The 20,409-nt window shown below is 65.6% G+C and carries 23 protein-coding genes and 1 tRNA gene; 15 read left to right on the top strand and 9 right to left on the bottom strand.

The genetic code is table 11. The features are described from left to right. Positions 1–103 precede the first annotated feature (103 nt). The gene (locus tag JL811_RS03765) at positions 104–571 is read right to left on the bottom strand and encodes an NUDIX hydrolase (protein WP_202686991.1); all 468 of its coding nucleotides are present in this window, start codon (positions 569–571) and stop codon (positions 104–106) included. 198 nt (positions 572–769) lie between these two features. Here JL811_RS03765 and JL811_RS03760 point away from each other — a divergent pair, with 198 nt between their 5' ends. The 3 genes from JL811_RS03760 (at position 770) to JL811_RS03750 (ending at position 3,053) form a co-directional block, all read left to right on the top strand. Beyond that, positions 770–1,981, top strand: coding sequence for an acetoin utilization protein AcuC (locus JL811_RS03760; RefSeq protein ID WP_202686990.1), 1,212 nt, complete (start codon positions 770–772; stop codon positions 1,979–1,981). Further along, the gene (gene thpR, locus JL811_RS03755; protein WP_237684754.1) at positions 1,978–2,571 is read left to right on the top strand and encodes an RNA 2',3'-cyclic phosphodiesterase; all 594 of its coding nucleotides are present in this window, start codon (positions 1,978–1,980) and stop codon (positions 2,569–2,571) included. The genes JL811_RS03760 and thpR overlap by 4 nt, the downstream gene beginning before the upstream one ends. Positions 2,572–2,642: 71 nt before the next feature. Then, entirely contained in the window at positions 2,643–3,053 is a 411-nt protein-coding gene (locus tag JL811_RS03750; RefSeq protein WP_202686989.1) for a hypothetical protein, read from the top strand. On the opposite strand, the gene JL811_RS03745 is transcribed toward JL811_RS03750, so the two are convergent. After that, on the bottom strand, positions 3,017–3,961 hold the full coding sequence (locus JL811_RS03745) for a hydrogen peroxide-inducible genes activator (RefSeq protein WP_202686988.1): 945 nt from the start codon (positions 3,959–3,961) through the stop codon (positions 3,017–3,019). The two genes, JL811_RS03750 and JL811_RS03745, sit on opposite strands and share 37 nt — an antisense overlap. Before the next feature lie 176 nt (positions 3,962–4,137). On the opposite strand from JL811_RS03745, the gene katG reads away from it, so the two are divergent. The 7 genes from katG (at position 4,138) to hisH (ending at position 11,321) form a co-directional block, all read left to right on the top strand. Continuing rightward, a complete protein-coding gene (gene katG, locus JL811_RS03740) occupies positions 4,138–6,309 on the top strand; it encodes a catalase/peroxidase HPI (RefSeq protein WP_202686987.1) in 2,172 nt (723 codons plus the stop codon). Between the two features lie 169 nt (positions 6,310–6,478). Then, positions 6,479–7,462 (top strand): metal ABC transporter solute-binding protein, Zn/Mn family, encoded by a 984-nt coding sequence (locus JL811_RS03735; protein WP_202686986.1) that lies wholly within the window; start codon positions 6,479–6,481, stop codon positions 7,460–7,462. Continuing rightward, positions 7,459–8,190, top strand: coding sequence for a metal ABC transporter ATP-binding protein (locus tag JL811_RS03730; RefSeq protein WP_202686985.1), 732 nt, complete (start codon positions 7,459–7,461; stop codon positions 8,188–8,190). The genes JL811_RS03735 and JL811_RS03730 overlap by 4 nt, the downstream gene beginning before the upstream one ends. 31 nt (positions 8,191–8,221) lie before the next feature. Beyond that, positions 8,222–9,115: a metal ABC transporter permease gene (locus tag JL811_RS03725; protein WP_202686984.1), complete on the top strand. Its 894-nt coding sequence runs from the start codon at positions 8,222–8,224 to the stop codon at positions 9,113–9,115. Beyond that, positions 9,112–10,074 (top strand): metal ABC transporter permease, encoded by a 963-nt coding sequence (locus JL811_RS03720; RefSeq protein WP_202686983.1) that lies wholly within the window; start codon positions 9,112–9,114, stop codon positions 10,072–10,074. The genes JL811_RS03725 and JL811_RS03720 overlap by 4 nt, the downstream gene beginning before the upstream one ends. 17 nt (positions 10,075–10,091) lie before the next feature. Then, entirely contained in the window at positions 10,092–10,679 is a 588-nt protein-coding gene (gene hisB / locus JL811_RS03715; protein ID WP_202686982.1) for an imidazoleglycerol-phosphate dehydratase HisB, read from the top strand. A 3-nt stretch (positions 10,680–10,682) separates the two neighbouring features. Then, positions 10,683–11,321, top strand: coding sequence for an imidazole glycerol phosphate synthase subunit HisH (gene hisH / locus JL811_RS03710; protein WP_202686981.1), 639 nt, complete (start codon positions 10,683–10,685; stop codon positions 11,319–11,321). Positions 11,322–11,360: 39 nt separating this feature from the next. Here the strand turns inward: hisH and JL811_RS03705 are convergent, their stop codons facing one another. Both JL811_RS03705 and JL811_RS03700 read right to left on the bottom strand, forming a co-directional pair. After that, positions 11,361–12,254: a DMT family transporter gene (locus JL811_RS03705; RefSeq protein WP_202686980.1), complete on the bottom strand. Its 894-nt coding sequence runs from the start codon at positions 12,252–12,254 to the stop codon at positions 11,361–11,363. Positions 12,255–12,321: 67 nt separating this feature from the next. Further along, positions 12,322–12,702, bottom strand: coding sequence for a DUF2147 domain-containing protein (locus JL811_RS03700; protein ID WP_202686979.1), 381 nt, complete (start codon positions 12,700–12,702; stop codon positions 12,322–12,324). 142 nt (positions 12,703–12,844) lie between these two features. On the opposite strand from JL811_RS03700, the gene hisA reads away from it, so the two are divergent. The 3 genes from hisA to JL811_RS03685 all read left to right on the top strand — a co-directional run bounded on the left by hisA (position 12,845) and on the right by JL811_RS03685 (position 14,730). After that, positions 12,845–13,564, top strand: a complete 720-nt coding sequence (hisA, locus tag JL811_RS03695; protein ID WP_202686978.1) for a 1-(5-phosphoribosyl)-5-[(5-phosphoribosylamino)methylideneamino]imidazole-4-carboxamide isomerase — start codon at positions 12,845–12,847, stop codon at positions 13,562–13,564. A 99-nt stretch (positions 13,565–13,663) separates the two neighbouring features. Next, complete coding sequence (gene hisF / locus JL811_RS03690) at positions 13,664–14,425, top strand: imidazole glycerol phosphate synthase subunit HisF (protein WP_202686977.1); 762 nt, start codon at positions 13,664–13,666, stop codon at positions 14,423–14,425. After that, complete coding sequence (locus JL811_RS03685; RefSeq protein WP_202686976.1) at positions 14,422–14,730, top strand: phosphoribosyl-ATP diphosphatase; 309 nt, start codon at positions 14,422–14,424, stop codon at positions 14,728–14,730. Before hisF ends, JL811_RS03685 begins: the two co-directional genes overlap by 4 nt. Positions 14,731–14,785: 55 nt before the next feature. Here JL811_RS03685 and JL811_RS03680 read toward each other — a convergent pair whose 3' ends face one another. Further along, entirely contained in the window at positions 14,786–15,214 is a 429-nt protein-coding gene (locus tag JL811_RS03680; RefSeq protein WP_237684753.1) for a CoA-binding protein, read from the bottom strand. Between the two features lie 237 nt (positions 15,215–15,451). Continuing rightward, positions 15,452–16,234, bottom strand: coding sequence for a 23S rRNA (guanosine(2251)-2'-O)-methyltransferase RlmB (gene rlmB, locus JL811_RS03675; protein WP_202686975.1), 783 nt, complete (start codon positions 16,232–16,234; stop codon positions 15,452–15,454). Between the two features lie 159 nt (positions 16,235–16,393). Here rlmB and JL811_RS03670 point away from each other — a divergent pair. Next, a tRNA-Tyr gene (locus JL811_RS03670) sits at positions 16,394–16,477 on the top strand. Between the two features lie 184 nt (positions 16,478–16,661). Here JL811_RS03670 and JL811_RS03665 read toward each other — a convergent pair. Then, on the bottom strand, positions 16,662–17,147 hold the full coding sequence (locus JL811_RS03665; RefSeq protein WP_202686974.1) for a lytic transglycosylase domain-containing protein: 486 nt from the start codon (positions 17,145–17,147) through the stop codon (positions 16,662–16,664). 249 nt (positions 17,148–17,396) lie between these two features. Here JL811_RS03665 and JL811_RS03660 point away from each other — a divergent pair, with 249 nt between their 5' ends. Continuing rightward, on the top strand, positions 17,397–18,689 hold the full coding sequence (locus JL811_RS03660) for an O-acetylhomoserine aminocarboxypropyltransferase/cysteine synthase family protein (protein ID WP_202686973.1): 1,293 nt from the start codon (positions 17,397–17,399) through the stop codon (positions 18,687–18,689). Positions 18,690–18,740: 51 nt separating this feature from the next. On the opposite strand, the gene JL811_RS03655 is transcribed toward JL811_RS03660, so the two are convergent. Both JL811_RS03655 and JL811_RS03650 read right to left on the bottom strand, forming a co-directional pair. After that, the gene (locus JL811_RS03655; protein ID WP_202686972.1) at positions 18,741–19,958 is read right to left on the bottom strand and encodes an aminotransferase-like domain-containing protein; all 1,218 of its coding nucleotides are present in this window, start codon (positions 19,956–19,958) and stop codon (positions 18,741–18,743) included. Positions 19,959–20,043: 85 nt separating this feature from the next. After that, positions 20,044–20,391, bottom strand: a complete 348-nt coding sequence (locus JL811_RS03650) for a DUF1428 domain-containing protein (RefSeq protein WP_202686971.1) — start codon at positions 20,389–20,391, stop codon at positions 20,044–20,046. Between the last annotated feature and the right edge of the window lie 18 nt (positions 20,392–20,409).

Below are 20,409 nucleotides of genomic sequence, written 5' to 3'. Positions count from 1 at the left end.
AGCGCGGCTGCGGAAAGCTCAAGCGCCCGTCGCGTTGAAGGACCTGCCGCGTCTGAGGGTTGTCAGGATTAAGCGCCTATCGCGGTTCAGGGCGCGTCGCATTTCAGGCTTCGGGAAGGGCTGCCCGGGCAAAGCCTTCGATCAGTCGGCGCAGTTCCGGTTCCTCCACCAGCCTTGCCGCCTCGGATGCCGGGCACCAGCGACGATCACGCTCCTCCCGCTCGGGAAAGTCCTGTGTCAGCACCGCCACCCGCAGCGCATGAACCTGCACCCGGCAGGGCTGCACCCGTTCGGCGGCGCCACCCCGGTCCAGCACCTTGTCATAGCCGTAATCGCCCAGCGGCCACATCTCTTCCGGTGCGGCGGGTTTGACCCCGGCCTCTTCCCAAGCCTCGCGCGCGGCGGTCTCGGACGGGGATAGCCCCTTGATCGGCCAGCCCTTGGGGATCACCCAGCGCCCGGTTTCCCTGCTGGTGACCAGTAGCACCTCACGCCCCTGCGCGCCCTCACGCCAGCAAAGCGCCCCATGCTGCAGCGCCTCTGCCCCGGTCCGGTCCATCGCCTTAACCATTTTAAACCTGTCCTTACTCATACCACGCAAAACCGGCCTGTCCTGCCCCGCCACCGGAAAACCGCGCCGATCACGCAAACCGGTCCGGGCGGGACCTTGCCCTGCCATGCGGCCGCAATATAGTTGCGTTGCAGAACCATCCAAAGGCAGAACTGCGGCATTCCGCGTCCGATCAGGCATCAAGAAGGTAAAAATTGCATGGATCGGCCAGCGCCGGAAACACCAGCGGCACAGGCAACGGCCCCCCGCGTCCGGCCCGCCACGCCCGTGCCGGTCTTCATCGGATCCGAGATTTACCGAAGCACCTCTTATGGCGGGCGTCACCCGTTGCGCGTGCCGCGGGTTTCCACCGTGATGGACCTGTGCCGCGCCATGGGATGGTTGCCCGCAGAGCAGTATCGCACCAGCCCGCGCGCCCGACCTGCGGCGCTGGAACTCTGGCATCACCCCGAATACATCGCGGCGCTGCAAGAGGCCGAGGCAATCGGCAAGGCAAGTCCCGAAATTCAGGCGCGTTTCGGTCTGGGCACGCTGTCGAACCCGGTCTTTCCCGAAATGTTCCGCCGCCCCGCAACGGGCGCGGGCGGCGCGATGCTGGCCGCCGAATTGCTGGCAGGCGGCGGGATCGTGCATCTGCCCGGCGGCGGCACGCATCACGGCATGCCGGATCGCGCCAACGGGTTCTGCTATCTCAACGATGTTGTCCTTGGCATGATCGCGCTGCGGCACATGGGGGTGCGGCGGCTGGCCTATGTCGATATCGACGCCCATCATGCCGACGGGGTTGAGGCAGGATTTGCCGGGGATCCCGAGGCGCTGCTGATATCGGTGCATGAGGCCGGTCGCTGGCCTTTCAGCGGCACGCTTGAGGAAGATGGCGGCGGCAACTGCTTCAACCTGCCGGTGCCGCGCGGGTTCAATGACAGCGAGATGCGCGCGGTGCTGCAGGATCTGATCCTGCCCCGCGTCACCGATTTCCGGCCCGATGCGGTGATCCTGCAATGCGGTGCCGATGCGTTGGAGGAGGACCCGCTGGCGCGGCTGGGGCTGTCGAACAACGCCCATATCGAAGTGCTGCGCGCATTGCGCCCGCTGGCACCCCGCCTGCTGGTGCTGGGGGGCGGCGGTTACAATCCCTGGTCGGTCGGGCGGCTTTGGTCGCGGGTCTGGGCGGACCTGACCGGGGCCGCGATCCCCGAACGCCTGCCCCCCGCCGCCGAGGCGGTGCTGCGCGGGCTGGACTGGCGGGGCGGCGGCAGGTCCATGCCCCCCGAGACGATGGTCACCACCTTGCGCGATCTCCCGCGCGAAGGCATGGTCCGCCCCGAGATCCGCGCGGCCCTTGGCGCCCTTGTGCGGCGCGACACCATCGCGGTCCGGAACCCGCGCGAACCCACCGGGAGAGGATGATGGCAAAGCGCCGGCGGCCCGAGGGATGGCGGGTGTTTTTCGGGCTGGATCTGCCCGTTCATCTGCGCAACCGGCTGGCGGTCGAGGCGCTGGCCCTGCGCCTGCCGCGCCGCGTGGCGCCAGAGGATCTGCATCTGACGCTGGTCTTTCTGGGCGAGGTCCCGCCCGACAGGCTGCAGGCCCTGCACGAGGCCGCAGAGGCGCTGTCGATGCCCGGCTTTGCACTGCGGATCGAGGGGCTGGGCCTGTTCGGCCGGTCCGCGCCGAACGCGCTTTGGGCAGGCCTCGCACCGGAACCCGCGCTGGAGGCGCTGCAAGCAAAACTGGAAACCGCGCTGCGGCGCGCGGGTGCCACGCCGGAAAAGCGGCGCTTCGTGCCGCATATCACACTGGGCCGCTTCCCGCCCCAGCCCCCGGAGGAGGCCGCACGGCTGGAACGCGCGGTCGTGGCAGGGTCCGGGACCGGGTCGGACCTGTTCGAGGTGCGTGATTTCATCCTGTTCCGGTCGCATCTGGGCGGCGATCCCCCGCATTATGAGGAACTGGCCCGCTATCCCCTGCGCACGCGTCCTCCCCTCACGACGCTTTGATGCAGGGCGCGCGCCGGGGCGCGCGACCTGTGCCGTTTATTGCGCTATCCTGTCTGAAACCGGAGGTTCCCATGCGCAAGCCCATCCTTACCCTTCTGGCTGCCGCCCTGCTGCTGTCGCCGCTAACCGCCATGGCAGAAACACGGGTGATGATCGCGCAGAACGGGATGCAGGCCCGACAGGCGGGACCGACCGAAATTCTGGTCCTGCCGCGCCCTTCGGCCCGGCCAACGGATTACTGGTGCGCTGCCGGGGATTATGCGGTCCGCGCGATGGGGCTGACCAACCGGACGCGGCTCTGGCGGGCAACGCCCGCCTCGGCGCGGGTCGGCAATGGCATCCTGTTCACGCTGGACGAAACGAAAAAGGCCGAGGGCGCGGGCCTGTCCGAATACGGATCGGGGCCGCGTGACGGATCCATGTCGCTGGGTATGGCGGTCGGCAGCTATTGCCGCCCGGTGATCCCGTTCTGGCGGGACTGATCCCCCGCCCCGCCCCTGCCGTTCAGATGCCCGTCCCGGATGATGCCCGCGATATGGGTCAGTTGCCCTGACAGCGGATTGGTGCGCCGCCAGACCATGCCGATGCGGCGGTTGGGTCGAGGATGGGCCAACCGCGCGACGGCGACAGCGGCTGATCGCGTCTCGATCCCCACCGCCATTTCCGGGATCAGCGTCACGCCGATCCCGGCCCCCACCATCTGCACCAGCGTGGCCAGCGAACTGCCCTCCATCAGATCGCGCGGCACCGCGCCTGACAAGCGGCAGAAAGACAGCGCCTGATCGCGGAAACAATGCCCCTCCTCCAGCAGCAAAAGCCGCATCTCGCGCAGGGTTTCTGGATTGGGCACGGGGCGCGCCGCCTCGGACAGGGCGCGGACCAGCACGAATTCCTCGTCAAACAGCGGCTCTTGCACCAGTGAGGGTTCCGGGACCGGCAAGGCAAGGATGGCGCAGTCCAGTTGCCCCTCCAGCAGATCACCGATCAGACGATCCGTCACCGCCTCACGCGGGCGCAGATCGAGGCCCGGGAAGGCGGCGCTCAGATCCTTGATGACAGCCGGCAGCAGATAGGGCGCCACGGTCGGGATAACCCCCAGCCGCAGCCGCCCGGCCAGGGGGCTGAACGAGGCGCGGGCCAGATCGCCCAGTTCATCCACTGCGCGCAGAATGTCGCCCACGCGCTCGGCGAAACTTTCGCCAAGACTGGTCAGGCGGATCTGTCGCCCACCCCGTTCCACCAGCGGCGCACCCAGCAGATCCTCCAGTTCCTTGATCTGCAAGGACAGCGCGGGTTGCGAGATCGCGCAGGCCCCGGCAGCCCGTCCGAAATGGCCGTGCCGCGCCAGCGCATCGAAATAGCGCAGATGTTTCATCGAAAGATTGATCATAAGTTTTTCATATCAAGATCATTTGAAAATGCAAATTCTCATTATGGCACCTTCATGATACCAAACGCGCAACGAAAAGGGTCGCAGGCTTTGCGGGGGATTCGCCCCTGCGCGCCAAACGGGCCTGCCCCGCCCCTTTTCGAAGCCATTGGACCATAGCCAGATCGGAGACAGAGATGGACGGAAATGAAATCAGGACGGGCGGCAAATGCCCCGTCATGCATGGCGCGATCACCGAGACCGGAACGACGGTCATGGACTGGTGGCCCAAATCGCTCAATCTCGACATCCTGCATCAGCATGACCGGAAGGCGAACCCGCTGGCGGGATTCAACTATCGCGAAGAGGTCAAATCGCTGGATTTTGACGGTCTGAAAAAGGATCTTCTGGCGCTGATGACCGACAGTCAGGACTGGTGGCCTGCCGATTGGGGCCATTATGGCGGGCTGTTCATCCGCATGTCCTGGCATGCGGCGGGCACCTATCGTCTGGCCGATGGCCGGGGTGGGGCCTCGACCGGCAATCACCGTTTCGCGCCGCTGAATTCCTGGCCTGACAATGCCAATCTTGACAAGGCGCGGCGTCTTTTGTGGCCGATCAAGAAGAAATACGGCAACAAGCTCAGCTGGGCAGATCTGATGGTGCTGGCGGGCACGGTCGCCTACGAATCCATGGGGCTGAAAACCTTTGGTTTCGCCTTCGGACGTGAGGATATCTGGGCACCGGAAAAGGATGTCTACTGGGGCGCCGAAAAGGAATGGCTGGCGCCGTCCGACAACCGCTATGACGATGTGACCAACCCTTCGACGATGGAAAACCCGTTGGCCGCCGTCCAGATGGGCCTGATCTACGTCAACCCGGAGGGCGTGAACGGCAAGCCCGATCCGCTGGCCACAGCACAGCAGGTGCGTGAAACCTTTGCCCGGATGGCCATGGATGACGAGGAAACCTTTGCCCTGACCGTTGGCGGCCATACGGTCGGCAAATGCCATGGCAATGGCAGCGCCGACCTGCTGGGCGCTGAACCCGAAGGGGCCGGGCTTGAGGAAGGCGGCCTTGGCTGGATGAACAACACGACGCGCGGGATCGGGGCCAATACCGTCACCTCCGGGATCGAGGGGGCATGGACCACCCATCCGACCAAATGGGATAACGGCTATCTCCACATGCTGCTGAACCATGACTGGGAATTGCGCAAATCCCCGGCGGGTGCCTGGCAGTGGGAGCCGGTCGATATCAAGGAAGAGGACAAGCCGGTCGATGCGGAAAACCCCGCCATCCGCCGCAATCCGATCATGACCGATGCCGATATGGCGATGAAGATGGACCCGATCTATCGCGAGATCGCGGAACGGTTTTACCAGAACCCCGCGCTGCTGGATGATGCCTTTGCCCGCGCATGGTTCAAGCTGACCCATCGCGACATGGGACCGAAGGACCGCTACATCGGCCCCGAGGCCCCGCAGGAAGACCTGATCTGGCAGGATCCGGTGCCCGCAGGCCGCAAGGATTACGATGTGGCCGCCGTCAAGGCACAGATCGCCGCGGCAGGCCTTTCGGTGTCGGACATGGTTGCGACCGCATGGGATTCGGCCCGCACCTTCCGCGGTTCCGACCTGCGCGGGGGGGCAAATGGTGCCCGGATCCGGCTGGCGCCGCAAAAGGACTGGGAGGGCAATGAGCCCGCCCGCCTGACCCGCGTGCTGTCCGTGCTGGAACCGATTGCCGCCGCGTCCGGCGCAAGCCTTGCCGATGTGATCGTGCTGGCGGGCAATCTGGGCGTGGAAAAGGCCGCAAAAGCCGCCGGTGTCGCGCTTGATCTGCCCTTTGCACCGGGCCGGGGCGATGCGTCCGATGCCATGACCGATGCGGCATCCTTCGCGCCGCTGGAACCGGTGGCCGACGGCTTCCGCAACTGGCTGAAGAAGGATTACGTCGTCAGCGCCGAGGAACTGCTGCTGGACCGCGCGCAGCTGATGGGGCTGACCGCGCCCGAAATGACCTGCCTGATCGGCGGCATGCGGGTGATCGGCACCAATCACGGCGGCACAAGGCATGGCGTCTTTACCGACCGGGTCGGCGCGCTGACGACGGATTTCTTCGTCAATCTGACCGATATGGCCTTCAAATGGGTGCCGAAGGGCGCGAATCTCTATGAGATTCAGGACCGCAACTCCGGTGCGGTGAAATGGACCGCGACGCGGGTGGATCTGGTCTTCGGGTCCAACTCGGTGCTGCGCGCCTATGCCGAGGTGTATGCCCAGGATGACAACAAGGAGAAGTTCGTGCGCGACTTCGCCGCCGCCTGGACCAAGATGATGAACGCCGACCGGTTCGATCTGGCCTGATCCAGCCGGACCGGGGCCCCGCCCTGGGGCGGGGCCTTGACCGCAGACAAGCATGAAAGGCCGGGGGCATCCGTCTCCGGCCTTCCTTATTGCGAATAATTCTCAATATCATTGACTTTGCGAATGACTCTCATTAAGTGTCAGGCATAGCCCAATGGAGCACTCTGCAATGATGACCCCTTCCCTGTCCCGCCGCAGCCTTCTGGCGCTTGGCGCGGCAGCATTGGCGGGGCTTTCGCTGCCGCGCGCAGCCCGGACACAGACCCCGCTGCGCATCGTCGCAACCACCGGCATGATCGCCGATGCCGCGCGCGCGATCTCGGGCGGCGGGGTGCAGGGGCTGATGGGGCCGGGCGTCGATCCGCATGGCTATCGTCAGACCCGGTCGGATATTGCGGCGCTGGTTTCGGCCGATCTGGTGTTGTGGCACGGGCTGCGGCTTGAGGCACAGCTTGCAGGATTGATGGAAACGCTGCAGGCACGCGGCCCGGTTGTCGCCGTGGCCGAGACCGTGGATCCTGCACGCCTGCTGCGCAGCCCCGATTACCCCGATCAGCCCGACCCGCATCTGTGGATGGATCCCGATCTGTGGCTACAGGTGGTCGCCGCCATCGCCGATGCAATCACTGGCGCGACCACGGGGGCCGATCCCGAACCCGCCGAAACCCTTCCCGCAAATGCCGCCGCCTATCGCGCCGAAATCACGGCGGTGCAGGATTATGCCAAGTGCGTTCTGGCCAGCGTGCCCCCCGCCGCGCGCGTGCTGGTCACCGCGCATGACGCATTCGGCTATTTCGGCCGCGCCTACGGGTTTGAGGTCGAAGGCCTGCAGGGCATCTCGACCGAAAGCGAGGCCGGGCTGGCGCGCATCCGCGATCTGGTCGATCTGCTGGTTGAACGCGACATCCGCGCGGTCTTTGTCGAAAGCTCGGTGCCGGATCGGGCCATGCGTGCCTTGATCGAAGGTGCCGCCGCGCGCGGACATACCGTCGTCATCGGAGGAGAGCTTTATTCCGATGCGATGGGGCCCGAGGGCAGCCATGAAGGCACCTATCCCGGCATGATCGACCATAATGTGACCACCATCGCCCGCGCCCTTGGCGGCAGCGCGCCGGAACGCGGCGCCTTTGGCAAACTGGCGGCAGGCACATGACGGATGCCCTGACCATCTCGGGGCTGACCCTGTCGCATGACGGGCTGCGCGTGGTTGAGGATGTTTCGGCCCGTTTTCCCGCCGGGCAACTGACCGCGATTGTCGGGCCGAACGGGGCGGGGAAATCCTCACTCCTGAAAGGGGCTCTCGGGCTGATGTCCGCTGATGCGGGTGAGGTTCGGTTTTTTGGTGGGGCGCTGGCGGAACACCGCGCGCGCGTGGCCTATATGCCGCAGCGCGCGGCGGTGGACTGGGATTTTCCGGTGCGGGTGATCGACGTGGTGTTGATGGGGATGCACCGGCAGACCGGGTTCTGGCGTCCCCTTGCCGCGCATAACCGCAATGCGGCCCTGACCGCGCTGGACCGCGTCGGCATGACCGATTTCGCCACGCGCCAGATCGGGGCGCTGTCAGGCGGGCAGCAGCAGCGGGTTTTCATGGCGCGCGCGCTGGCGCAGGGTGCGGATCTTTATCTGCTGGACGAGCCCTTTGCCGGGGTCGATGCCGCGACCGAGGCCGCGATTGCCACCGTGTTGCAGGATCTGCGCGACCGGGGTGCTGCCGTGGTGGCAGTGCATCACGATCTGGCATCCGTTGCGGCCCGCTTCGACCGCGTGCTGATGCTGAACCGCCGCGTAATCGCCGAAGGCCCGGTTGCCAGCAGTTTCACACCCGAAACCCTGCGACAGGCCTATGGTGGCGCCCTGCCCCCGATACTGGCGGCCTGAGCGCAACACATGATCCGCCCGGAACGCCCAGATGCTGATTGACGCGCTTTTCCTGCAGGCGGGTTACAACGCAACGCTGGTCACGCTGGGGGCGGCTGCACTGGGGGCAGCGGCAGGCGCGGTCGGATCCTTCCTGATCCTGCGCCGCCGGGCGCTGGTGCCCGATGCGATGGCCCATGCCACGCTGCCGGGGCTGGGTATCGCCTTTCTGATCATGGCCACCTTCGGGGGCGAGGGCCGGTATCTGCCCGGTCTGCTGCTGGGGGCGGGGCTGTCGGCGCTGGCGGGGCTGTGGATCCTGCAGACGCTGGCAAGCCGCACCCGCCTGCCCGAGGATGCCGCCATCGGCACGGTGCTATCCGTCTCCTACGGGGCGGGGATTGTGGTGCTGACACTGGTGCAGGGGCTGGGGCTGGGCCGCCCCGCCGGGCTGGAAAGTTTCCTTTTGGGGCAGGCTTCGGGAATGCTGGCGGCGGATGCGCAACTGATCGCGGGCGGGGCGGGTCTTGCGCTGGTGCTGCTGGTCCTGCTGCGCCGCGCGTTTGTCATGGTCGCCTTCGATCCGCTGCATGCGCGCGTTGCGGGGATCGACACCGGCAGGGTCGATCTGGCGCTGATGGCGCTGGTTCTGGGCGTGGTTCTGCTGGGACTGCGCGTTGTCGGGGCGATCCTGATTGTCGCGCTGCTGATCACCCCGGCGGCGGCGGCGCGGATGTGGACCGACCGCGCCGGCATCATGGCGCTGATCGCCGCCGGGATCGGGGCCGGTGCGGGCTATGGTGGTGCGGCACTCTCGGCCTCCTTTCCCGGGCTGCCGACCGGACCCGTGATCGTGCTGCTGGCCTTCGCGGCCTTCCTTGTCTCATTGCTTTTCGGATCGGCGCGCGGAGTGTTGCGACGCGGCGGAAATGGCGGCGTGGCATGACCGAATTCCTGATGCTCAGTCTTGTGCCCATGCTGGTGGCCGCCCTTGCCGCCTGCGCCTGCGCGCTTCCCGGTAATTTCCTGATCCTGCGGCGGCAGGCAATGCTGGGCGACATGATGGCCCATGCCGTGCTGCCCGGACTGGTCACGGCCTTTCTGATCACCGGGCGCGTCGAGGGGGCTGCGGTTTACGCAGGTGCGGTCGGGGCGGCGCTGCTGGCGGCCGGGATGACCGAGACGATCACCCGCCTTGCCCGGCTTGATCCGGGGGCTGCCATGGGCATCACCTTCACCACGCTGTTTGCCGCAGGGGTCGTGCTGCTGGAAACCACCGGCGCCTCCGAGGTGCATCTTGATGTGGAACACGCGCTTTACGGCAATCTGGAAAGCCTTGTCTGGCTGGAAGCTGCCGCCGGTCCGGGCGCGCTGACCGATCCTGCGGCATGGGCGGGTCTGCCGCCGGAACTGCCGCGCATGGCGCTGATCCTTGCGGGGCTCGCACTGGCGCTGGCGCTGTTCCGCCGACCCTTGGTCATGGCCAGTTTCGACCCCATCCATGCCGCCGTGGCGGGGCTGCCGGTGCGGCTGATCTCGACCGGACTGATGGTGGCGACGGCACTTGCCGCCGTGGCGGCCTTTGCCGCGGTCGGATCAATTCTGACGATTGCCATGCTGATCGTGCCCGCCGCCACCGCGCGGCTTTTGACCGACCGCCTGCCCCGGCAGATCGGGCTGAGCCTTCTGCTTGCCATCCTTGCCGGGGCGGGCGGGGTGGTTCTGGGCGGTTACGGGCCGCTCTGGCTGGGTCTGGGGTTCTCTGTCTCGGCCTCGGGCATGATCGCGGTGCTGGCCGGAGGGATGCTGGCCCTTGCCGCGATCCGGCAAGGGCGCAGCACCCCTTCCCCCGCCCGGCCCCTTCCCAAGACCGGCCCCGCCCCCTATAAGCCGCCCATGTCCTGACCCATCCGGAGCCGCCCATGCGCAAGGCCGAGATCGCCCGCAAGACGAATGAAACCGACATCACCCTGTCGGTCAATCTGGACGGCACCGGACGTGCCGACTGCAAGACTGGCGTCGGATTCTTCGATCACATGCTGGACCAGCTGGCCCGCCATGCGCTGATCGACATCACGATATCGGCCAGGGGCGATCTGCATATCGACGATCACCACACGGTTGAGGATGTGGGCATTGCCCTTGGACAGGCGCTTGCCAAAGCCGTGGGCGACAAGCGCGGCATCCGCCGCTATGGCCATTTCCGGCTGGCGATGGATGATGCGCAGGTGGCCTGCGCGCTGGATCTGTCGGCGCGGCCTTTCCTGATCTGCAACCTGCCCTTTCCCACCGCCAAGATCGGCGCCTTCGACACCGAACTGGTGCGCGAATTCTTTCAGGCGCTGTCCACCCATGGCGGGATCACCCTGCATCTGGACCTGATCCACGGCATCAACAGCCACCATATCGCCGAGGCCGCCTTCAAGGCCGTGGCAAAATCGCTGCGCATGGCGGTCGAACCCGACCCCCGCGCAGGCGATGCGCTGCCCTCGACCAAGGGGATGCTGTAGGCGATGCTGACCGTTCTGGTCGATTACGACAGCGGCAATCTGCATTCCGCCGAAAAGGCGTTTCAGCGGATGGCGGCCGAGGTCGGCGGCGGGCAGGTGCTGGTCACCGACCGGCCTGACGATGTGGCCCGCGCCGACCGGATCGTGCTGCCGGGGGATGGCGCCTTTCCCGCCTGCCGCCGTGCTCTTGGTGATCGCGGCGGGCTGTTTGAGGCAATCGAAACCGCGGTGCGTCATGGCGGCCGTCCCTTCCTTGGCATCTGTGTCGGCATGCAGATGATGGCCACGCGGGGTCTGGAATATTCCGAGACCCCCGGCTTTGACTGGGTGGGTGGCACTGTCGCGCGCATCACCCCCGCCGATCCTGCGCTGAAAGTGCCACATATGGGCTGGAACGATCTGGTAATCGACCATGCCCATCCGGTGCTGGAGGGCATTTCGACCGGTGATCACGCCTATTTCGTGCATTCCTACCAGTTCCGTGTTACCGATCCGGCGCATCGGCTGGCGTATGTCGACTATGCGGGCGATGTGACCGCGATCATTGGGCGTGACACGATGGTGGGAACGCAGTTCCATCCCGAAAAAAGTCAGGCCACCGGCCTGCGGCTGATTGCAAATTTCCTGCAATGGAAGCCGTAAAGCGGGCGTTTCAGGGGCCCCGCTTTACAGTATCGAACATCAGCGCGGTAAAACCGCTGCCGCGACCGGTCTTTTGCCGCCGCTGATCGCCGCCAGCCCTGCCGCGATCAGCGCGAAGCCCGCGACATGCCGGGGCAGCAGCACCTCGCCCAGCAGCAACACGCCAAGTGCCGTTGCGCTGACCGGGATCAGGAAGGTGACCAGCGACAGCCGCGTGGCCCCGGCACTGGCCAGAAGCCGGAAAAAGATCAGATAGGCCAGCGCGGTGGAAAATACCGCCAACCCCAACACCGCCAGCAACACCCCCACAGGCGGCAATGTCGCCTCCCAAGGCCGGTTCAGCACCAGCATCACCGGCAACAGCAGCGCCGTGGACGCCGTGACCTGCCCGAAGGCCACGCCCAGCGGCGCCAGCCCTGCGGCGCGGAACCGCCGCCCCCAGACCGAAGCCAACGCATAGCAGAAAGCCGCCATCAGCACGGCGATCTTGGCCGCCCCCGCGCCTGTCAGGCTTTCCCCCGCCATCATCACCACCACCCCGGCAAAGCCCAGCCCCAGGCCCGCCGCCTTACGCGGGGTGATGCGTTCATCCGTGGTGGCCAGATGTGCCACGATCAGCGTGAACAGCGGTGTGGTCGCATTCAGGATCGAGGCCAGCGCGCTGGTGATCTGTTCCTGCGCCAGCGCGATCAGGCAGAAAGGCAGCGCATTGTTCAGCAATCCCATCACCAGAAGGCCGGGCCAATGCGCCCGGGCCGGAAAGTTCCCGCCCCGCAGCAGCAGCACCGCGCCAAGGATCAGCGCCGCCAGCGCCACCCGCAGCCAGACCACCGCCGTCACCGAAAGCCCGGTCAGCGCGATCTCGACAAAAAAGAACGACCCGCCCCATAGAACCGAAAGCGCCGTGATCCAGAACCAGTCCTGCCTTGCCATGCTGCCCCCGCCTGTGCTGCACCCCCTTTGGCACGACGCGCTGGCATGGGCGACCCGAAAGCTGCGCCTATTTCACGCGGCTCCAGACCTGCTTGCGGCAGATCGGCCCGACGCAGCCCGAGACATCCAGCCGGTTCCCCGCCAGCGCCATCTTGGAGCGGTATTCCTTGCCGGTCGAAGGCTGCCAGATCCGTCCGCCGCCATAGCCGCCCTTGCCGTCGGGCGACATGTCCCAGACCAGCCGTTTGCCGATATTGGGGGATTTGTATTCGCCCGTATCGTTGAAGGTCCGCGCAATCGTGCCGCAGATCTTGCCGCTGCAGACCGACATGTCGACATGTGCATAGGCGCCGTCATCGACCTGCGTCTGCCAGACCCCGATCACGGGATCGGCCGAGGCCATCCCCCCCGCCAGGACCAGTGCCGCCGCCAGAACCAGTTTCCGCATTTCTGCCTCCTCCCTGAAGCCTGCCGCCATTGTGGGCCGAATCATCCCCCGATCAAGCGTGACGTGGGGTCCATCGGCCCTTGCCGCCCCCGCCCCGCCATGCCAAAGACCGGCCATGCCCCCGGCCATGCGGAGAAAGCCGATGATCCTCTACCCCGCCATCGACCTCAAGGACGGCCAATGCGTCCGTCTGCTGCGTGGCGAGATGGAGGCCGCGACCGTCTTCGGCGACGATCCCGCAGCACAGGCGGCAAAGTTTCAGGAAGCGGGGTGCGACTGGCTGCATCTGGTCGATCTGAACGGCGCCTTTGCAGGCCAACCGGTGAACGCGGCGGCGGTTGAGGCGATCCTTGCCCGGATCACCGTGCCCGCACAGCTAGGCGGCGGCATCCGCGACATGGACACCATCGCGATGTGGCTGGAAAAGGGTCTGGCCCGGGTGATCCTCGGCACGGTTGCGGTTGAAAACCCCGGCCTTGTGCATGAGGCCGCGCGCGCCTTTCCGGGCCGCATTGCCGTCGGGATCGACGCCCGCAAGGGCCGTGTGGCCACCAAGGGCTGGGCCACCGAAACCGATGTGATGGTCACCGATCTGGCCCGCAGCTTTGAGGATGCCGGGGTTGCGGCGCTGATCTATACCGATATCGACCGCGACGGGGCCATGGCGGGGCCGAATATCGAGGCGACCGAGGCACTGGCCCGCGCCGTGCATATCCCGGTGATCGCCTCGGGCGGCGTTTCCTCCATGGCCGATCTGATCGCGCTGCGCGACACGGGCGTGATCGCCGGGGCCATTTCGGGCCGCGCGCTTTATGACGGGGCAATTGATCTTGCGGCGGCGCTGGCCGCCCTTGCCGAATGATCTTTTTCTGTCCGTAAATATCCCGGAGGTGAGGGCCGCAAGGCCCGAGGGGGCAGCGCCCCCTTCCCCCCGCCCCGCCAAAGGCGCTAGGATCGGCCCATGCTCAAGACCCGCATCATTCCCTGTCTCGATGTCGCCGATGGCCGCGTGGTCAAGGGCGTCAATTTCACCGATCTGGTCGATGCTGGCGACCCGGTCGAGGCCGCGCGCGCTTATGATGCGGCGGGCGCGGATGAGCTGTGTTTTCTCGATATCCACGCCACCCATGAAAACCGGGGCACGATGTTCGATCTGGTCACCCGCACGGCGGAACAGTGTTTCATGCCGCTGACCGTGGGCGGCGGTGTGCGGACCCATCACGATGTGCGCGCGCTGCTGCTGGCGGGGGCGGACAAGGTGTCATTCAATTCCGCCGCCGTGGCCGATCCGGATGTGGTGGCCGGGGCCGCCGACCGCTTCGGCAGCCAGTGCATTGTCGTCGCCATTGACGCGAAAACCGTGGCGCCCGGCCGGTGGGAGATTTTCACCCATGGCGGACGCCGTCCCACCGGCATTGACGCCGTGGATTTCGCCCGCACTGTCGTTGCGAAAGGGGCGGGGGAAATCCTGCTGACCTCGATGGATCGTGACGGCACAAGAGCGGGGTTCAACCTGCCGCTGACACGCGCGATCGCCGACGCGGTGCCCGTTCCGGTCATCGCAAGCGGAGGGGTGGGCACGCTGGACCATCTGGTCGAGGGCGTGACCGAGGGGCGCGCCTCGGCGGTGCTGGCCGCCTCGATCTTCCATTTCGGCACCTATACGATTGGTCAGGCCAAGGCCCACATGGCCGCCGCCGGTATTCCCATGAGGCTGCAATGACGCTGCACCGGCTTGCCGCCACGATCGAGGCCCGCAAGGGCGCCGATCCCGACAGTTCATGGACCGCGAAACTGCTGGCCAAGGGCCCCGAGAAATGCGCCGAGAAATTCGGGGAAGAGGCGATCGAGGCGATCATCGAGGCGGTCAAGGGCGACCGTGGCCGGCTGACCTCGGAAGCCGCCGATGTGCTGTATCATCTGCTGGTGATGCTGGCCGCGCGCGATGTGACATTGGCCGATGTCGAGGCCGAGCTTGCACGCCGCGAATCCCGCAGCGGGTTGGCCGAAAAGGCCGCGCGCGGCTGAGAGCGGCCATTGCCGGTTTCGGCCACAGACCCTGCTTGCCCCCCGACCCGGCCTGTCAGCCATCCCCGAACAGGCGCGGGAATTCCTGTTTCGGACAGCGGTTCTGCACAACGTCGATGCCCTCGGCCCGCGCCAGTGCCGCCGCGTCCTCATTCTGCACGCCGATCTGCATCCAGACGGTTTTCAGATGCGGCAGATGGGTCAGGGCCTCTTTCACCACGGGCAGAACCTGCTTCGAGCGGCGGAAGATATCCAGCATGTCGACCGGCCATTCGGGCGGGATATCGGCCAGCCGGGCGAAAACCGTTTCACCGAACAGGCTTTCGCCCGCATGGCCGGGATTGACCGGCAGAACGCGGATGCCGCGCCCGACCATATATTGCCCGACGAAATGGCTGGCCCGCGCGGGGTTCATCGACGCCCCCACCAAGGCGACACAGCGGGTGCGGTTCAGGATCTCGCGCAATTTGTCATCGGTCATCATGATATCTCCGGCGGTTCTGGCAAGGGTCAGGGCAAAAGGATCCCGGGGTGGCGGCGTCTCATGGCAAGGCCCCCGCGAACGGCCCATAAAAAAGCGCCCGAGCCTTTGGAAAGGCCGGGCGCCAGTCGCGGAACGAGGGACAGTAAAGGGACAACGGGGGTTCCGGACCCGATGCCATATGTGTCAGATGGGCAGCAGTCAGGAAAAGAAAAGTCCCGGTCGCGCATCTGTGAAGATTCAGCGATTGACCGCCGCATAAAGCGATATCGCCGCCGCATTCGAGACGTTCAGAGAGCCGAAACCGCCTGAGGCCGGGATCTTCACCAGAATATCGCAGGTCTCCCGCGTCTTTTCCCGCAGCCCCGGCCCTTCGGCCCCCAGCACCAGCGCGACCGGCCGCGTGCCCGCCTGCACCAGCCCTTCGGCCAGTGTCAGATCCGCCTCCCCTTCCAGACCGATCAGCGCGAATCCCATGCCGCGCAGCGTTTCCATCGCCTCGGACAGGTTGACGACCCGCAGATAGGGCTGACGTTCCAACGCGCCCGAGGCGGTCTTGGCCAGCGCGCCGGTTTCCGGAGCGGAATGGCGTTGCGGCGCAATCACCGCCCTTGCGCCGAACACTTCGGCCGAGCGCAGCACGGCGCCCACATTATGCGGATCCGTCACCCGGTCCAGCAGCACCACAACCGGCGCACCACGCCCCGAGACGCAAACCTCGTCCAGCTTGCCCCAATGCAGGGGTTTGACCTCCAGCGCCGCGCCCTGATGGACCGATCCCTCATCCAGCGGCGCGGTGAATTTGCGCGGATCGGCGATTTCCGGCTCGATCCCCGCCTCGGCAATCGCATCGGCCAGCTTGTCGGCGGCATTGCGCGTCACCACCAGATGCAGCTTTTCCCGCGCCGGATTGACCAGTGCATCCCGCACCGCATGCAGCCCGAACAGCCAGACGGTTTCGGTTGCCGCCTGCCGCTTCGCGCGTTCCTTGTCGATCACCCATGCGGGTTTTTTCGTCGTCATGTCCTGCCCTTTCGTGGCGGGGCCCTGCCCCGCCGGTCCGCTTAGACAATGATCCGCGTGGCCGCGCGGCGCAAGGGCAGCCCCCCGCGCAATCGCGCAATTTTCCTGCCGCTTTGCGCTTGACGCCCCCCGGGGCTGCGACTAATGAGCGTCCCCAGTGGGCGACGTGCTGCAAGGTGCGGCAGCGGACTGTAACTCCGCCGAGGCGACTCGTGCCTGGTTCGATTCCAGGGTCGCCCACCATCTTTCCCGTATGAACCAACTGTGAAATTGACTGTTGCGGTCATTCCGGGCGCCGCGCGCTGCATGGAAATATCCTGCCTTTCCTTTGCAGGAACGGGCGGAATTTCCGCGCGGAAACCGCCGCCATGATCTAGCGGGGCAGTAAAGTTCTGGACAGATGGACCGGAACTGGACGGCCCGGCAATCAGCTGCGCAGGCCGGTTTCCACCAGCATGCCGCGACGCCGCGCCTCGTAGTAATAGCCGCGCGCATACCACATCACCGCCCGGTCATGGCTGCCATCGGCCAAAAGCCAGGCACCGCGCAGATAGCGGACGGCGTATCGCAGGTTGGTCTCGGCATCCAGCAGGCCCGCCGCGTCACCGCGATAGCCCATGGTCCGCGCGGTCTGCGGCAGGATCTGCATCAGCCCGTAATAGGGGCCGTTGCGCGCGCCCGGCCGGTGGCGGCTTTCGCGGATCACCACCCGATGCACCAAGGGGCGCGGCACCTCGTAAAGATCGGCATATTGGTTGATCAGCCGCCGCAATTCGGGCGTTTCATTGACATGCAGCGGCGGATCGAACATCTCCATCCGGCCGCTATCTGACGTGCCGCCACAGCCCGCGACGGTGACAGCGGCAAAGGCAAGGGCGGTTGACAGAACAAGGCGGCGGGACAATGCGGGCATGGGCGGCGATCCTTATGGCTCGGCCCCCTTTATCGCGGCTGCGCGGTCTTTGCCTAGACACGGCCTTGTCATCGCGCAACTTCCCGCCTGTGCCGCCGCGGCCCCGCCCTGTACCCCGTCCTCTACCTCGGTCTTTGCCCCGGCGTTGTATCGTCCGGACCTTTGTCCTAACGTCATCAGCGACCGCGCCCGCGATACGGCGACCCCGATACGGCGCGGAGACCGATTTCCGTTCCCTGGGAGGACAAGATGACCGACACCCCGACCTACGGCTTTGACACATTGCAGATCCATGCCGGTGCCCGCCCCGATCCGGCAACCGGCGCGCGGCAGGTACCGATCTACCAGACCACTGCCTATGTCTTTCGCGATGCCGATCATGCGGCGGCTTTGTTCAACCTGCAGGAAGTGGGTTACATTTATTCGCGGCTGACCAATCCCACCGTCTCGGCCCTTGCCGAGCGGATTGCGGCGCTTGAGGGTGGCGCGGGGGCGGTCTGCTGTTCCTCGGGCCATGCTGCGCAGATCATGGCGCTGTTCCCGCTGATGGGCCCTGGCTGCAATGTGGTTGCCTCTACCCGGCTTTATGGCGGCACGATGCAGCAATTCGCCAATACGATCCGCAAATTCGGCTGGTCGGCGAAGTTCGTCGATTTCGATGATCTGGCAGCACTTGAGGCGGCCGTGGATGGCGATACCCGCGCGATCTTCTGCGAAAGCATCGCCAATCCGGGCGGCTATATCACCGATATTCCGGCGGTCGCCAAGGTTGCCGACAAGGTCGGCCTGCCGCTGATCGTCGACAACACCTCGGCCACGCCCTATCTGTGCCGTCCCATCGAACTGGGCGCCACGCTGGTCGTGCATTCCACCACAAAATACCTGACCGGCAATGGCACGGTGACCGGGGGCTGCATCGTCGATTCGGGAAAATTCGACTGGTCGGCCTCGGACAAGTTTCCGTCCCTCTCGGCGCCCGAACCGGCCTATCACGGGCTGAAATTCCATGAGGCCCTTGGCGGCATGGCCTTCACCTTCCATTCCATCGCCATCGGGCTGCGCGATCTGGGCATGACGATGAACCCGCAGGCGGCGCATTACACGCTGATGGGGATCGAAACCCTGTCGCTGCGCATGGCCCGCCATGTGGAAAACGCGCGCGCCGTCGCGAAATGGCTTGAGGCCGATCCCCGCGTTGAGGCCGTGACCTATGCAGGGCTGGAAAGCTCACCCTATTACGGGCGGATTGCACGGGTCTGCCCCAAGGGGGCGGGGGCGCTGTTCACGGTGGCGGTCAAGGGCGGCTATGCGGCCTGCGTCAAGCTGGTGGACAGTCTGCAACTGTTTTCCCATGTAGCAAACCTTGGCGATACCCGCAGCCTGATCATCCATCCGGCCTCGACCACGCACCGGCAACTGCCCGAAGACCGGCAGATCGCGGCAGGCGCAGGTCCCAATATCGTGCGCCTGTCGATCGGGATCGAGGATCCGGCGGATATCATCGCCGATCTCGATCAGGCGCTGGACAAGGCCACGGCCTGACAGGACAAGGCCCGGGCGAAGGAAAAAAGCCCCGCCCGGGCCCCGCATCCCTCAACCGCCCAGCGACCCGCGCAACAGCCGCCCCAAGGCGGCGATGCCACGCTCGATCACCTCGGGCGGGCTATGCGAAAACGACAGACGGATCGTGTTGCCGCCCGATCCGTCGGCAAAGAAGGCCGATCCCGGCACGAAGGCCACCTTTTCGGTCTGCAGCGACCGGGCCAGCAATGCGGCGCCATCGGCCCCTTCGGGCAGGGTCAACCAGACGAACATGCCACCCTCAGGTCTGGTCCAGTCCACCCCGTGCGGCATCTCGCGATCCAGCACCGCCAGCATGGCATCACGCCTTTCGCGGTAAGCGGCGCGGATCGTTGTCACATGGGCATCGAACATTTCACCCGCCACTTCGGCAATCACCATCTGGTTGAGCGTGGCGGAATGCAGGTCGGCGGCCTGTTTCATCAGGACCAGCCGCCCGATCACTTCCGCCGCCCCACAGACCCAGCCCACACGCAACCCCGGCGCAAGGGTCTTGGAGAAGGAACCGCAATAGAGCGTGCGACAGTCCTCGATTGTGCCATTGCGCGCGAGTTCCAGCGCAAGGATCGGCGGCACGGAATCACCGTCAAAACGCAGCGCCTGATAGGCGGCATCCTCGATCACCGCACAGTCCAGGGCGTCGGCCATGTCCAGCAGCGATTCGCGCGCGGCCCGGTCCAGCGTGCGGCCCGTCGGATTGGCAAAATCGGCCGAAGTATAGGCGAATTTCACCCGCCCACCCGTCGCAGTGGCGGCATTGGCATAATCGGCGGCGCTGCGATTCGCGCCCGGATCCAGCCGGTCATAGCGGGGTTCATAGGCGTTGAAGGCCCCCAACGCGCCCAGATAGGTCGGCCAGCCCACCAATGCCGTATCCCCGGGCGACAGCATCAGCTTGCCCAGATAATCCAGCGCCTGCTGAGAGCCTGAGGTGATGAGGATATTCTGCGCGCCACAGGGAACGCCAAGCGCCGCCATCTGCCCGGCCAGCCATTGGCGCAGCGGCAAATACCCCTCGGAAACAGAATATTGCAGCGCGGCCTCGGCCCGGCCTTCGGCAAAGATCCGGGCAAAAGCGCGCTGAAAGGCATCCGAGGGGAACAGCGCGGGATCGGGAATGCCGCCCGCAAAGGAAATGATATCCGGCTGATCCAGAAGTTTCAGAAGCTCGCGGATCTCGGACGCCTTCATCCGCCCCATCCGCGTCGCGAATACCTGTTGCCAGTCCATGCGCCCCTCCCGTCCCTGACTGCGGCAAAGAATGGCGGGGCGCTGGATTTAAGTCAATAACCCTGACCTAAAAAGAGGCGTGGGATCAGTCATCCACGACCATCCGGAAACCGCCATAGATCATCCGCTTGCCGTCAAAGGGCATTTCCATATTCGCCATGTTCGGGTCTTCCATCATCTTCTTCCATCCGGCATCGCGAACCTCTTTCGAAGGCCAGCAGACCCACGAGAAGATCACGGCCTCCCCTTCCTCACGCTTCACTGCCATGGGAAAGGACGTCACCTTGCCCTCGGGCACATCATCGCCCCAGCATTCCACGATCCGCGTGGCACCAAGATTGCGGAACAGCACCGCCGCCTCGCGCGCATGTGCGATATATTTTTCGCGGTTTGCCTCTGGCACAGCCGCGACAAAGCCATCCACATAGTCCATGACATCCTCCTGATCTGT

This window comes from Szabonella alba, from assembly GCF_016765775.1.
Lineage (GTDB): Bacteria > Pseudomonadota > Alphaproteobacteria > Rhodobacterales > Rhodobacteraceae > Szabonella > Szabonella alba.
This window is presented reverse-complemented; position numbering and strand designations above follow the sequence as displayed.